The sequence below is a fragment of the Pseudomonas schmalbachii genome, assembly GCF_017589465.1.
GTDB lineage: Bacteria > Pseudomonadota > Gammaproteobacteria > Pseudomonadales > Pseudomonadaceae > Pseudomonas > Pseudomonas schmalbachii.
In genome coordinates, this window is sequence record NZ_JAELYA010000010.1 from 196871 (window position 1) to 210604 (window position 13734).

Annotated in this window: 10 protein-coding genes; all 10 read right to left on the minus strand. The window is 66.0% G+C overall.

The genetic code is table 11. The annotated features are described in order from the left end of the window. Positions 1 to 105: 105 nt before the first annotated feature. The 10 genes from JFY56_RS22440 to JFY56_RS22485 all read right to left on the minus strand — a co-directional run bounded on the left by JFY56_RS22440 (position 106) and on the right by JFY56_RS22485 (position 13711). Complete coding sequence (locus tag JFY56_RS22440) at positions 106 to 1500, minus strand: amidase (RefSeq protein ID WP_208316372.1); 1395 nt, start codon at positions 1498 to 1500, stop codon at positions 106 to 108. Further along, positions 1497 to 2360, minus strand: coding sequence for an alpha/beta fold hydrolase (locus JFY56_RS22445; protein ID WP_208316373.1), 864 nt, complete (start codon positions 2358 to 2360; stop codon positions 1497 to 1499). Before JFY56_RS22445 ends, JFY56_RS22440 begins: the two co-directional genes overlap by 4 nt. Before the next feature lie 57 nt (positions 2361 to 2417). After that, positions 2418 to 3755 carry a Rieske 2Fe-2S domain-containing protein gene (locus JFY56_RS22450; protein WP_208316374.1) on the minus strand — a complete coding sequence of 446 codons (1338 nt, stop codon included), beginning with the start codon at positions 3753 to 3755 and terminating at the stop codon, positions 2418 to 2420. A 338-nt stretch (positions 3756 to 4093) separates the two neighbouring features. Further along, positions 4094 to 5098, minus strand: coding sequence for an AraC family transcriptional regulator (locus tag JFY56_RS22455; RefSeq protein WP_208316375.1), 1005 nt, complete (start codon positions 5096 to 5098; stop codon positions 4094 to 4096). Positions 5099 to 5511: 413 nt separating this feature from the next. Next, positions 5512 to 6045: a cupin domain-containing protein gene (locus JFY56_RS22460; RefSeq protein ID WP_208316376.1), complete on the minus strand. Its 534-nt coding sequence runs from the start codon at positions 6043 to 6045 to the stop codon at positions 5512 to 5514. A gap of 62 nt (positions 6046 to 6107) precedes the next feature. Then, positions 6108 to 7214 (minus strand): alcohol dehydrogenase catalytic domain-containing protein, encoded by a 1107-nt coding sequence (locus JFY56_RS22465; protein WP_208316378.1) that lies wholly within the window; start codon positions 7212 to 7214, stop codon positions 6108 to 6110. Positions 7215 to 7307: 93 nt separating this feature from the next. Continuing rightward, positions 7308 to 8564 (minus strand): DUF1329 domain-containing protein, encoded by a 1257-nt coding sequence (locus JFY56_RS22470; protein ID WP_208316380.1) that lies wholly within the window; start codon positions 8562 to 8564, stop codon positions 7308 to 7310. A gap of 20 nt (positions 8565 to 8584) precedes the next feature. After that, positions 8585 to 10192, minus strand: a complete 1608-nt coding sequence (locus JFY56_RS22475; RefSeq protein ID WP_208316382.1) for a DUF1302 family protein — start codon at positions 10190 to 10192, stop codon at positions 8585 to 8587. A 71-nt stretch (positions 10193 to 10263) separates the two neighbouring features. Next, positions 10264 to 12630: an efflux RND transporter permease subunit gene (locus JFY56_RS22480; RefSeq protein ID WP_208316384.1), complete on the minus strand. Its 2367-nt coding sequence runs from the start codon at positions 12628 to 12630 to the stop codon at positions 10264 to 10266. 34 nt (positions 12631 to 12664) lie between these two features. Then, on the minus strand, positions 12665 to 13711 hold the full coding sequence (locus JFY56_RS22485) for a WD40/YVTN/BNR-like repeat-containing protein (RefSeq protein WP_236033011.1): 1047 nt from the start codon (positions 13709 to 13711) through the stop codon (positions 12665 to 12667). Between the last annotated feature and the right edge of the window lie 23 nt (positions 13712 to 13734).

Consider the following 13734-nt stretch of genomic DNA (forward strand, 5'->3'; position numbering starts at 1 on the left):
TCCGGTCCATGGCCGTTTTTTCGCGCGTGGGAACGAACGTCGTAGGAGCGCCCGCCCCCGTGGGAACGGGTTCCACCGTAGGAGCGGGCCATGCCCGCGATATCTTCACAGCCCCTGCGGGCGGGCCTTGTGCCAGTCGGTCACTTTCTGCAGCGCCATGCCGGCGCGGCAGAGGATGCCTTCGGCGCCCTTGCCGGCGATGAACTGGCAGCCGATCGGCAGGCCGCCGTCGGTGAAGCCGCAGGGCAGGCTCAGGCAGGGGTGGCCGCTGACGTTGAAGGGTGAGGTGAACTGGATCAGCCGGCGGTTGGCCTCCGGGTCGAGGGCGAGGTTGGCCAGTTGTTCGTGGGTCGGCGCGGCATAGGGTTGTACCGGGGCGAGCAGCAGGTCGACGTCTTTCAGCAGCGCTTCCAGCTCGCCGTTGAAGCGCTGCGCATCGAGTAGCACACGCTGGTAGTCCATGCCGGAAAGCTGGCGTCCACCATCGATCAGCCGGCTCAGTGCCGGGCCGTATTCCGCCGCGCGGGCCGGATAGGTATTGGCATGCGCTACGGCGGTCTGCACGCCGCAGTGGGCTTCCCAGTTGGCGCTTACCGCACGGGTATCCGGCATGCGCACGCGCTGCAGCATGCCGCCGCCGTCGCGGATGATCGTCATCACCTGCCGCAGCGCCTGCTGGATCACCGGGTCGACGCCATCGCTCAGCCAGGCTTCGTCGATGCCGACGCGCAGGCCACGGAAGGAATCCTCGATGCCGGGAATCTCCAGGCACACGCTGGGCAGCGAAGTCGGGTCCTTCGGGTCATGGCCGGCGATGGTCGACAGCATGAACAGTGCGTCGCGCGCGCTGCGGGTGATCGGGCCGATATGGTCGAGGCTGGCGGCGAGTTCGAAGGCGCCGTAGCGGCTGACCCGGCCCCAGGTGGGCTTGAGCCCGGTGAGTCCGTTGGCAGCGCAGGGGAAGCGGATCGAGCCGCCGGTATCGCTGCCCAGCGATGCATAGCAGAGGCCGGCAGCGGTAGCCACGCCGCAACCGCTGGAGGACGCGCCAGCCCAGTGCCCGGCGTTCCACGGGTTGTTCGGCGGGGTGTAGTCGGGATGGTGGATGGCGAAGGCGCCTTCGGTCATCTGCAGCTTGCCAAGCATCACCGCGCCGGCCTCGCGCAGGCGCGCGACCACGGTGGCGTCCTCCGGCGGGATGAAGTCGCGGTGAATTGGCATACCGGCGGTGGTCGGCACGCCGGCGGTCCACAGCAGGTCCTTGTAGGCGATGGGAATGCCATGCAGCGGACTGCGGCATTCGCCGCGCATCAGCTCGCGTTCGGCCTGGCGGGCCTGTTCCAGGGCCAGTTCCGGGGTGACGCGGGCGTAGCTGTGCAGGTCGCGGTCGATGCGGTCGATGCGCGCCAGTTGCGCCTCGGTGACCTCGACCGGCGACAGCTTGCGGGTGCGGATCAGCAGCGACAGCTCGTGCATCTCCAGATAGTGCAGGTCGGTCATGCGTAACCCCCGATGAAGCTCAGTGCGAGCGCGTTGAATTCGTCCGGGCATTCGCTCTGCAGATGGTGCGCGGCGTTGCCCATCACATGCAGGTGGGCGTCGGCGAACTGGTTGAGCATCAGCATCGGCACGTCGACGCCGCCGAACCAGTCGTGCAGGCCCCAGAGGATCAGGGTCGGCGCCTGCACGCGGGAAAACACCGGCAGCAGGTTTTCCCACTCGCCGAAGGCGCCGGGCGTCTGCATCAGCCTGATGAAGTCCGGGTTGTCGCTGGCCTGGAAGCGCAGGCGCAGGTTTTCCTCGTCGAGGCGATTATCGTCGTGCAGCTCGTAGCGGCGGATCAGCGCGGCCATCTTCTCCAGGCTCGGCCCGCCGTCGGTGAGGAAGTAGTCGGACATCAGGCTGGCGGCGTGCTTGCTGAACAGCGGCAGCGGTTGCGAGATGCCGCGCTCCACCGGCTGCGAGCCGATCAGTAGCAGGCGTTCGACACGCTCCGGATGATCGGCGGCGAAGCGGATCGCCACGCAGCCGCCGAAGGACTGGTTGACCAGATGCGCACGCGGAATGTCCAGCGCATCCATGAAACCGAGCAGCTTGCGCGCATGCCAGCTGAACACCGGGCCATCCACCGGGACCATGTCTGACTGGCCGAATTGCGGGAAGTCGAGGAAGTAGCAGCGCTGGCGTGCGGCGAAGGCCGGGGCGCTCAGGCGGAAGTTGCTCCAGGCGGTGCTGCCGGGACCGCCGCCGTGGGTGAAGATCACCGGGGGACTGTCATCCGGCCCGGCGACCTCGTGGTAGTGCAGGCGCACGCCATCGACCGATACGAACCGGCTTTCGCCGGGAGGGATAGGCGACATACAGGCTCCAGAAAATGGGAAGGCCAGCGCTCGCGGGGAGCGCTGGCTCGGTGGGCATCACTCTTCGATCTTGCGAACCTTGTAGCCCGGGCGATGCCCGTCGGCGGTGTCCTTGAAGATCAGGCTGGTGTCCTTCAGGGCGCCCGCCACTCCGCGACCCGGCTTGGCGATGCCGCGGTTCCAGCGCGAGGCCATCTTGCGCCAGGTGATCGGCGACACGTCGGTGGCCACCAGTTGCTCGTTGTCCCAGCCGGTGCCGTCGGAGTAGAAGTTCTGCATGGCTTCGCGGGCGTACAGGTCGCAGTCGTTGAAGCCGTGCAGGCACAGCGGCTTGTACATGTAGTCGTAGCGGTACTTGAACTTCGCGCGCTCGTCGTCGGTGTTGCACACGCGCACGAGGATTTCCCAGTACTCGTGGGTGTCGTCGGTGATCGGCACGTACCATTCGTATTGCACTACGTGCTCTTCCGGCCAGTTTTCCACCATCAGCACGCCCGGCAGCACCACTGAGGTGCGGTAGTGGCGGCCGTTGAGGCCATCCACCTTCAGGCCGAGTTCCTTGTTCTCCAGGATCGGCGCCCACTTGTCGGTGAACAGCCACTGCATCAGGCCCTTCGGACCGTTCTCGTCCTCGATCACGCTGATGCAGTCGTCGGCGGTCGGCAGGATGCCCAGCGGCAGTACCCAGTCCTTGGCATGGACGATGGCGTTGTCCTTGTGCACCAGGATGTGGGCGTTGTCGAAGCCGTTCTCGCAGGCGATCCGCCAGTTGCCGTAGCCGGTGCGGTGCATGCCGTGAACCACGGCGTTGTCATCGGCGACGCTCGGCGAGGCCGGCCACAGCGGATGCGGGAAGCGCTCGCTGTTTTCCGGGAAGCGGAACGGCAGGTCATGGGTCAGCGGCGGCACGTCTTCGTCCGGGAAGTCGTCCTCGCGGACGAAGACGAAGATCATGCCGTTGATCTCATGCACCGGGTAGGTGGTGAGGCCGGTGGTGCCGATCAGCTTGTCGTCCGGGTTGGCGACGATGGTCACCAGGTCGCCCTTTTCCAAGTCGAAGGTGAAGCCGTGGTACCAGCAGGAAATGGTGCTCTTGGTGAAGCACATCGGCTTCTCGGACAGGCGCACACCACGGTGCAGGCACTGATCCTTGAGTGCGTAGACCTTGCCGTTGACGCGACGCAGGACGATCGGCACGCCGCAGATCTGGATACCTTCGACCTGATCCTCGGCCAGCTCGTGGGTGAACAGCGCCGGATACCAGTGGTTGATGAAGCCCCAGGCGGCGTCCTTGTAGGGCTGGTACTGGCTCTGGGTCTTGGCGTTGTTGGCGCGGGCATCGCTGATGCCGGTCTTCACCTGGCGGCGACGGATGATCGGTTGGTCTGCGGACATGAGGGCTCTCCCGATTGGCTGACGGTTCAGGCACCGCTCTGTGTGGTGCGCTTGAGGGTCATCCTAGGAAGCTGCGTCCGGGCTGACGCTCCCGAGACCGAGGGGCTTATCCCGGCAGTGCAGAAAATGCGCGAGCGATGTTTGAGGGGGCCGTCAAAGCCGCAGTCGGCGCGCAGTCGAAGCATCGCGGGCATGGCCCGCTCCTACAGGGGATGCCTGGCGTTGGGGTGAGGGGAATAAGACAGTTGCGCCTACATATGGAATGAGGTGGCGCTTTTCGTAGGAGCGGGCCATGCCCGCGATTGGTGCAGAGAGGGTGGACATCCCTGTCCTGAAGATCAGCGCGCCAGCGTCTCCGACGGGCTCTCGCCGAAGCGGCGCTTGTAATCGGTGGTGAAGTGGCCGAGGTGGCTGAAGCCCCAGCGGAAGGCCACCGCCGTGACGGTGGTGGTGGAAACGCTCTGCTGCTGAAGTTCCTCGTGAACACGGCGCAGGCGCACTTCCTTCAGGTAGAGCATCGGCGAAGTATTGCGGTAGCGGCGGAAACCGCTGAACAGCGAGCGGCTGCTGACGCCGGCGTACTCGGCCATGTCGACGATGGTGATCGGCTCGTGGGCGTGCTCCTCGATGTAGCGCTCCACCTTCTTCACGAACGACGGCGCGATGGTGGGGCCGGAGTCGGCCAGCATCTCGGCGGTGTAGTTATGTGGCTGACAGGCCAGCAGCATGGTCACCAGCGCGTTCTCGAACTGCCCTGCGAGCATCGGCGGCAGCTCGCCGTCATCGGCGGAAATGCTGTCGTAGACCCAGCCGACGGTGCGCATCCAGTTGCGCCCCTGCGGCGTATCCAGCGGCATCGCCGGCTGGAACTCCACGGCCTTGCGCAGGGTGCGCCCCAGGTATTGCTGGCAATGGCGTTCGAGCAGGCTGCTGTCGACGCGGATGATCAGCTTCTCGGTGCCGGAGCGGTGCTGAATCCGCGACGGCCCGTGGATGTTGAGGATGGAGCCCATGCCGGGTCTGGAATCGACGCGCTGGTTGCGCCACTCGATCAGCTCCTGGCCGCAGATGGGCATCTGGATCAGGGCGAAGGAATCGAGGTCGCCGGGTTCGATGGTGACGTCGCCGCCATAGCTCATGCGGCCGACGCCGACACTGCCCAGGCGCTTGTAGTAGATGCGGGTATTTACCGAACCCTTGGCGTCCACGCTGCGCAGACGGTTCTCGCAGAAGATCCGTTCGCCCCATTGGCGCGCTTCTTCGAGGTCATGCGTACGGCACAGCTCGTACCGGGACAGCACCACGTCGGGGGGCACTGCGGGGGAAAAGTTCAAGCGGTCCATGTAGCACCCTCCACTACCCGGGCATACAACCGGGCAGGCAATCTCACGGTTTATGCGGTCCTCGGCGACGAGCGCCGGGCCCCTTCGTTGTTTTTCGCGAGCAAGGTCAGTGAGGTGCCGTTACCCGGTGTGCTTTCGGCTGGAGCGGGCGCACTGCGAGGAGGCGGGGTGCTTCAGCATGGAGCGGGGGAGCGGCGTGTCGACCTGCGCAAGGCATCGGAACTGCAGCAATTTCTTGTTAGATGTTGGGATTTTTCTGACAGTTTGAGAGAAGGCAAGAAGCATGCCCGGCGCCCTCCGCCATCCGCGGAAAAATGCCGGACGGCGAAGCGCGCCGGGCGGGCTGTCGCGCACCGCTCTGGAATGCCGGTTCCAGCCCGGCGGCGGATGGCGATCATTTCCGCCTCCCGGCGCTAGCCACGTGACGCGCCGACCATGACGAACAGCATCCGCGCCGGAGTGTTACCGGTGTTACGCCAGGCGTGACGCGTACCCATCTGCACCACCACATCGCCACGGCGCAAATGAGTGCTGCGGCCTTCGTCCAGTTCCAGGCAAAGCTCGCCTTCCAGCACCACGCCGTAGTCGATGGTGTCGGTGCGGTGGAAGCCGGGGTTGTCCGCTTCGAAGAGTTCGCCGAGGCCCGGAAGGCGGGCGCAGATTTCCGCAGCGGCGGCCGCCGGATCGAAGTCCGCCGGCAGGGGCTGGTCCTGCGGCGGGAAGGTCACCAGCATGGCGCTGGTGCCGCCGACGCCGGGCAGTACCGAACGCAGCGGCCGCTGCGATTCGACATCGGCAAGCACCGGCTCGGCGCTGGTCTGCCAGACCAGTGCGGCGGAGAAGCCCGGCGAGTGGGTGAATTCCTCGTTGCCGGGAATCGGGCCGGCGCTGACGATCTGCGAGAGTCCGCGATCGTCGTGGCCGGTGATGATTCGTTGTGCAGTCATGTCAGGTCACCTGCAGGGCTGGACGGCACGGCGCCACGGCCAGGCGTGGCGCCGTGCGGCGGTCACTGGTGGAGGATGTGGAAGTTGCTGAAGCCGCTGGCCTGGGTCTGGATGTCCTCCAGCGCCTCGTTCAACCGGTCGAGCGGATAGGCGCGCTCTTCCAGCAGGGACAGGTCGAGGAGGCCCGACTCGATCATGCTGGCCATCTCGTCGCCCTCGGTAGTGGTGAACCACAGCGAGCCGATGTACTGCAGCTGCGCGCACATGAACGGGTGCGGGTCGATCGGGATCGGCCCGGCGACGCCGCCGATCTGCACGATGCGTCCGCCACGGGTGACCGCCTGCATCGCATCCACCGAGAGCTGCGCCGGCGCTTTTGCACCCAGCGTATCTAGCATCGCATCGACGCCGCCGGGCACCTTCTCCAGCACCTGCTCGGCGATGGAGCGGGAGCCGATCTGCACCGTTTCGATTCGCTGCGGCGCCAGTTCCTTGAGGCGATCCAGCGCATTCTGGTCACGCGCGACGACCACCACTTTCGCGGCGCCGAAGGCCAATGCCAGCAGCGCCGCACCGACGCCAAGGGTGCCCGAGGCGCCGAGGATCAGGATGCTCTGCCCCGGCCGCAGCGCAGCCTTGCGGATCGCCGAATAGGCCGTGCCGAGATAACCGAAGCGGGTCGCCTGGGCGAAACCCAGACGCTGCGGCAGACGCACCAGGTTGGTGGCCGGCGCGGTCATGTACTCGCCGTAGCCGGCGTAGGGATACTTCTCGAAGATCGCCTGCGAGCCCGGTCCGAAGCCGAAGTAGCCCATGAAGGTGTAGGCGTCGCAGCGGGTGTTCTCGCCCTGCTTGCAGAAGCGGCACTCGCCGCAGCCGACACCGGGGTTCACGTAGACGCGGTCGCCGGGCTTGAACGAGGTGACCGCCGAACCGACTGCCTCGACGGTGCCGGCGGAGTCCAGGCCGAAGATCGCCGGCAGCGCCGGCAGCGGCAGGAACGGATACCACTCGGGGAAATGCGTGGTGACGTTCTTCAGGTTGGGGATCACCCCGCTGGCCGCGACCTTGACCAGCACATCGTGCGGGCCGGGTTCGGGGCGCGGTACTTCGTCGAGGGTGAATTTCCCGCCGATTTCGTGCAGGCGCGCGGCTTTCATCATTGCCATTGTTCTTGTCCTTCGCTTGCGGCCGCCAAAAAGGGACCGTGCTGGCTGGCGGCAACCGCAGGGGTTGCCGCCGGGGAGGTTGTCGTCAGGAAATCAGCGGCCGGCCGCCTGCAGGGTCTGCAGGGAGAAGTTGCTGGCCTTGGCATCGAAGTTGGTCTTCCACGAGGCGGTGTCGATCAGCGACAGCGTGGCGTGGTTGCGCTGGAAGTCGATGACCGCGCCGGCCGTGGTGCGCACGTCGCCGTCGGCGATGTTGGAGTAGGAGTGGAACTCCATGAACTTCCAGAACTCGCCCTTGCGGTCATAGGCTTCGGCGTAGTGGAAGCGCGGGTACTTCACGTCCATGTACAGGACCTTCTTGCTGTACGGGTGCACGGACGGGGTGATCGCCTCGATCACATAGACCTCGCGCGGTTCGAAGCTGTTGTTGTTCAGGTTCCAGTACGGCGGCTGGTCGTCCAGCACCGGGTACTTCTCGGCGAAGCTCTTGCCATCCGGGTTCCACAGGCCGGTCTTGCTGTTCGCCGCGGCGAGCACCCAGCGCTTGCCGACCAGCTTGTATTCCGGGTACCAGCAGGGGCGCGCGTTGAACACGTCGAGGTCGTCCTGCAACTGGTCGGAGGAACCCACCGGGTCCATCCACGCTCCGCCGGACAGGCGACGGACGCGGCGCACCGCCGGGATATAGGCCCACACGTCGTTGACCTTCTCCGAGTCGTACATCTGGGTGTAGGTGCCGAGGCCCTTCATGTCGGAAGGCGCCTTGAAGTACAGGAGCTGACGACCGCGCTCGCTGCCATCGCCCTCGACGGCGTTGCCGTTCAGGCGGCCCTTCATGGTGTAGCGGCTGAACTCCGCCACCGGATCGGCGTGGATGCCCTTCTTGCCGTCGATCAGCAGCTGGGTGAATTTCGGCACCTGGGACACATCGCCGACCAGTTGCCCGAGGTGCCAGTTCCACACCAGCTTCTCGGCGGCCTGCGGGTCCTTCATGTCGATATTGGGGAAGGGCTCGCCGGCGCTCCAGCCGTCCACCCGGCAGGCTTCCTTGTTGATCGAGGTCTTGCCGGCGTTGGCCTGCGAAGCCGCGACCCAGCGCGGGTCGAGTTTCACTTCCTGGGACTTGGCCAGCGGCAGCTTCCAGCCGCTGTTGCGGATGCGCCATTCCATCTTCTCGGTGAGCAGGCTGGCGATGCTGTGGCCTTCGAAGGTGTCGTTCTTCACCTGGTCGATGTTGGCGGCGGAAATCACGGTGCCGGCCGGCAGCTCGGCGGCGGTGGCGGTCATGCTGCCGGCGGCGATGAGGCCGGCGGCCAGGGCATGGCGGAGGGCGAAGCGGGATACGTTCATGGCGAAGTCTCCGGTGCGGCTCAGAAGAGGTAGGTCAGGCTGGTGTAGAGCTGGTCGCGGTTGTGGAAGTAACCGAACAGGGTGGTGCTGTCGCAGGTGGCGGCGTTGCCCGGGGTGCACTTGTCGCCGTCGCGCCATTCGTCATCCCAGAAGGCGTCGTACTCGACCTTCCAGCGCAGCTTGCTGGAGAGCTCGAAGGTCACGGACGGCACGGCGAAGCCGCCCTTGTTGGTCAGGTCGGCGCCCAGCACCAGTTGCGGGTGGATGCGGCCGCTGTTGTAGCTGAGGTCGAAGATGGTGGTTGCCAGGGTGGTGTGTTCCTTGACCTTGCCGCCCCAGCCGACGCTGTAGAGCAACTGGTCGTCGTCGTCGAAGTTCTGCACCCATTTGTCGAAGATCTGCACGGAGAAGAACATCGGCTTCTCGGTACCCAGCAGGGACTGGGTGAAGGCGAAGTTCTTGTCCATGCGCAGCATCGAGGCGAGCACGTCCTTGCGGGTGAAGCCGTCGAAGCCCGGCGCGACGAGCTGGCTGATCAGGGTCGGCACCTGCGCCTGGAACTGGTACGGCGCGTCCTTGATGTAGGCGATCTCGGTGCTGAACACCGCGTCGGCCCAGTCGGAGTAGCGGCTGCCGGTGAAGCCGAAGATGTCGACGATCGGGTAGATGACCTCGCCGGCCACGCCGCGGGTCTTGCTGGTGCCCTGGGTTTCCGCGCCGGACGGCAGGTCCGGCCGGCCGATCAGGCGCAGGTCGTCGGAGGCGTTGAGGATCGGCGAGTTGTAGAAGGTGCGCAGGTACGACAGCGAGTAGTTGTTGTCGCCCCACATGCCGCTCCAGCGGATGCCGCCGGTAACGTCGCGGTAGTCGCCCTCGTCGTTCTCGAAGTTGTAGGGATCGATGTTGCGGAAGTCGACGCCGGCATAGGGCTGGCTGGACCAGCGTCCGCCGTAGATGTCCAGTTCGGTGCCGATGTCCTTCTTCGCATCCAGGCCGGGACGCAGGAAGACTTCCAGGCCGCCCTGCGCCTCCGGCACGTCGATGTTCATCTTGATGATGTTGTTGGTCTTGCGCAGTTCCTCGTTGGCCGGCTGCAGGAAGCTGCGCCAGGTGTAGTCGAAGCCATGCACCAGGTCGTTGGCGGCGAAGAAGTCGGTCTCGCCCCAGGCGATCTGCTGCTTGCCGATACGGAACGAGGTGCGCTCGCCCACCGGGAAGTCGACGTACAGCTCGCGGATCTCGGCGCGGTCGTAGAGATCCATGATGTCGCCGCGGCCGTCCGACTCGTGGTAGTTGTTGGCGCCCATCTTCTCCAGGTGGTCGAGGAAGTTGGTCTTGATCTCCTTCACGCCACGCAGCTTGGCCACCACCGAGACGCTGTCGGTGGCCTTCCAGTCAAAGTTGAGCTGCGCGGTGGTGCGCGCCATGGAGAGCTTGCCGCGGTCGTCGTAGTCCTTGGTGTCTTGCCAGTTCTCGGTGTTCCAGGACAGCTCTTCACGCAGGTAGCCGTCGAACTTGAAGGTGTCGTCCGCCAGCAGCGGCGTGGCGAGGGTGGCGAGTCCGATCGCCAGGGCGATCCTGTGGTATGGAGCACGCGGGCGTGCGGCGGCAATGCATGGCTTGTTCACGTTGTTTCCCCTGAAGGTGATGGCAGCGAGGGACCGGTTGGCGGTTTTGTTGTTGTTTTCCATCGCTCACCTCAGGCCGCGTGCAGCGGTGCAGACGGGGCCGGCTCCGTTGCGCGCTCACCGAAGATGAAGCGCGGGCGGAACACGTAGATCAGCGAAGGCATTACGAACAGCGCGGAGAAGGCCGAGACGCTCAGCCAGATGGCCATCAGCAGTCCCATTTCGGCCTGGAAGCGCAGCGACGACAGCCACCACAGCAGGGTGGCGAGGATCAGTACGCTGGCGGTGACGATCACGCCCATCCCGGCGGAGTGCAGCGCCTGGTACACGGCGCGTTCGGGGCTGCTGCCGGCGGCGATTTCTTCCTTGATGCGGTCGGCGATGTAGAAGGCGTAATCCACGCCGAGACCGATGCCGAGGGCGGCCACCGGCACGGTGTTGATGTTCATGCCGATGCCTTTCCAGGTCATGAAGGCGAAGGTCAGCATGTTGGAGATGATCACCGGGACCATGAACAGCATGCCGGCGACGGCGGAGCGGTAGACCATGGTGCAGAGCACGGCGAGCACCAGCAGGGCGAGGGCGATGGCCTCGATCTGGCTGGAGAGGATGATCTCGTTGACCGCCGCCATTACCCCGATGACCCCGCCGGCCAGTTGCCAGTGCCCGGTGGACAGCGGGTTGGCGGCGATGAACTCCTTGATGCGGGCGACGGCGGTGCGGATGGTCTCGCCCTGGCGGTCGCGGAACATCAGGGTCACCGAGCCGTTGGCGTACTTGGTGTCGGTGAAGCGGTCCATATCGCCCGGCTCGGAAACCGAATCGAGCATGGCGGCGAGGCTGCCGTTGATCGCGTCGCTGTCGCTCAGCTCCAGGTAGCGCGGGTTGCCTTCGCGCAGGCTGCTGTTCACCTGCGGCAGCACGTCGGCCAGCGACAGCGAGCCGCCGATCTCCGGCTGTGCCTCGATGAAGCGCTGGAAGCGGTTCATCGCGTGCAGCGCCTCGTTGCTCTTCACCAGGTTCGGCTGGTTGTCGTCGCCGAGCACGATGAACATGCGGTCGACGCCTTCGAAGCGCTTGTTGATGGCGGCGGAGTCGCGGTTGTACTCGGCGTCCGGCCAGAGGATCGGCGAGCCCGGATTGGCGTCGCCGATCTTCAGGTTCAGCGAGTACCAGCCAGCGCCCAGCACCACCAGCAGGCTGCAGCCGAGCACGGCATAGCGGCCGCGGGAGAGGGTGACCCGGACGCTCAGGTCGAGCACCTTGCGCAGCGCCGGCAGACAGTTGATGGGGTGCGCGGTGCCGTGCGGACGGCGGATGAAGGACAGCATGACCGGGGTGAGGATCACCGCGCTGATGGTCAGCGTGGACACCCAGACCACCGACAGCACAGTGAGCTTCTGCAGCATCGGGATCGGGCTGAGGGCGACTACCGCCATGCACGCGGCGTCGGCGATCACCCCGAGCATGCCGGGGCGGAACAGGTCGGCCAGGGCGATGCGTGCGGCAATGCGCGGCACGTCGCTGTTGGCCGGCAGCAACTCCAGTTCGTCGTCGAAGCGGTTGACGATCTGCACCGAGTGCGACACCGCCCGCGAGGTGATCAGCATCGCCACCACGATCACCAGCGGCTCGAAGTTGATCCCCAGCAGCCGGCAGATGCCCAGCGCCCAGATGGCGCTGACCGCGCCGGCCAGCAGCGGCAGGAACACCCCGCGCCAGGTGCGCAGCAGAAGGAACAGCAGCACCAGCGTCACCGCGATGGCGGCCAGCACCAGGTGCATGGTTTCCGGCAGGTGATGGTTGACCCAGCCGTACAGGATCGGATCGCCGACCACGCGGATCTTCGCGCTGCCGTCGTCGACCCTGGCGATCAGCCCGCGAACCTGCTCGAACACCTTGCCGTAGTCGACCTGGCTATCGATGAAGTCGACGGTGATCAGGGTCGACTGCAGGTCCTTGGATACGTACGGTCCGTAGACCAGCGGGTTGCGCAGCACGGCCTGCTTCAGCTCGTCCATGGCCTGCGCATTGGCCGGCACGTCCGGCCACATCAGCGGGCGGCTCTCGATGCCGTCGGTGGAAGCGCGCACTTCCTTGAGCTTCTTCGAGGCCAGCGAAGTGATCTGGTACTGGTTGACCGCCGAGACCTCGCGCAGGCCCAGGGTCACCTGGCGCACCTTGTCCAGCAGGCTGGTCTGGAAGATGTCGCCCTGGTCCACCTCGAACATGATGGTGACCATGTTCGAGCCACCGAAGGTGTCCTTGAACTTCTCGTGGGTCTGCACGTACTCGTGGCGCGAGGGCAGCATGTCCTCGAATACCGTACGGACTTCGATGTGCAGGGCGAACCAGCTGAGGATCAGGGTCAGCGTCGCCAGGATGCCGACGACCCAGGCGCGCTGGCGGATGCAGAAAGCGGCTATGCGTTCGATCATGCTGTTGTCTCGAATGAAGGGGGCCAGGGCAGGCTCAGGGTTTCAGCGGCGACCAGTGCTGGCCGTCCCAGCGGCCGATGCCGTCGCCGGCCAGCCAGACTTGCGTGGCGCTTGCCAGCGCACCGGTGTGCCAGCCCATGTCGCGCGGGTCGACGGTGCCGGTCTGCCAGTCGATGCCATCGGCCGTGGGCGTGCCGGTCACCCAGCGGCCCAGCGCGCCGACCGCCAGCCACTGCTTCTTGCCGGCGTTCCACAGCACGTTGAACAGGTGGTCGCCGGTCTCCAGCTGGACGGGGCTCCATTGCCGGCCGCCATCGCTGGTGACCAGCACGGTGCCTTCCACACCGACCGCGACGCCGTTGGCGGCGTCGCGGAAGCTCACCGACATCAGCGAAACCGGGACCGGCGCGGGGATTTCCTCCCACTGCTGGCCGAGGTCGTCGCTGAGCAGGATGCGGCCGAACTCGCCGACCACCAGCAGGCGGCCGTCGTCGAGCAGGGCGGCGTCGTTCCAGGCGACGTCCTCTTCCTCGCGCAGGCGCTGCCAGTGCTTGCCGTAGTCATGGCTGGCCAGCAGGGCGCCCATTTCGCCGGTGGCAATCGCCAGTCCGTCCTTGCCGAGGCGCACGCGGTTGAGCTTGTTGGCGACGTCCGAGCGCGGCACGTCGGTGACCGCGCTCCAGTGCTGGCCGCCGTCCTCGCTGCGGAGGATCACGCCGTCGTTGCCGACCGCCACGGCGTGGCTGGAGTCCCATGTGGCGATGTCCTGCAGGGTCCTGTCGGTGGGCGTGGGCAGGCGACGGATCTTTCCGTCCGCGCCGATCGAGAGGATCTTGCCGTAGGAGCCGGCGGCCAGGACCGCGCCGTCCGCAGCCTGCGCCAGGCCGTAGAACTGGTCGCGACGCTCCAGGGCCGGCGGCGTCACACTGCTGCCGACCGGTTGTGGCTTGATGAACAGGCCGGCCCAGAGCAGGCCGCCGATGATCGTCCAGGGCAGCACCACCGTCAGCCCGTTGAGCGCCCGCCGGGCGACACCCGGCTGCGTGGCGATCCGGGAGGATGGGGATGCTTCGATATTCATGAGTTTTGTCATGGCGTTGAGTC

What these genes read in the sequence shown, in the direction of transcription:
- JFY56_RS22465 (WP_208316378.1), bottom strand. Translation starts at nt 7,214, where the DNA reads ATGGCAATGATGAAAGCCGCGCGCCTGCACGAAATCGGCGGGAAATTC.
- JFY56_RS22485 (WP_236033011.1), bottom strand. Translation starts at nt 13,711, where the DNA reads ATGAATATCGAAGCATCCCCATCCTCCCGGATCGCCACGCAGCCGGGT.
- JFY56_RS22460 (WP_208316376.1), bottom strand. Translation starts at nt 6,045, where the DNA reads ATGACTGCACAACGAATCATCACCGGCCACGACGATCGCGGACTCTCG.
- JFY56_RS22470 (WP_208316380.1), bottom strand. Translation starts at nt 8,564, where the DNA reads ATGAACGTATCCCGCTTCGCCCTCCGCCATGCCCTGGCCGCCGGCCTC.
- JFY56_RS22480 (WP_208316384.1), bottom strand. Translation starts at nt 12,630, where the DNA reads ATGATCGAACGCATAGCCGCTTTCTGCATCCGCCAGCGCGCCTGGGTC.
- JFY56_RS22455 (WP_208316375.1), bottom strand. Translation starts at nt 5,098, where the DNA reads ATGGACCGCTTGAACTTTTCCCCCGCAGTGCCCCCCGACGTGGTGCTG.
- JFY56_RS22440 (WP_208316372.1), bottom strand. Translation starts at nt 1,500, where the DNA reads ATGACCGACCTGCACTATCTGGAGATGCACGAGCTGTCGCTGCTGATC.
- JFY56_RS22445 (WP_208316373.1), bottom strand. Translation starts at nt 2,360, where the DNA reads ATGTCGCCTATCCCTCCCGGCGAAAGCCGGTTCGTATCGGTCGATGGC.
- JFY56_RS22450 (WP_208316374.1), bottom strand. Translation starts at nt 3,755, where the DNA reads ATGTCCGCAGACCAACCGATCATCCGTCGCCGCCAGGTGAAGACCGGC.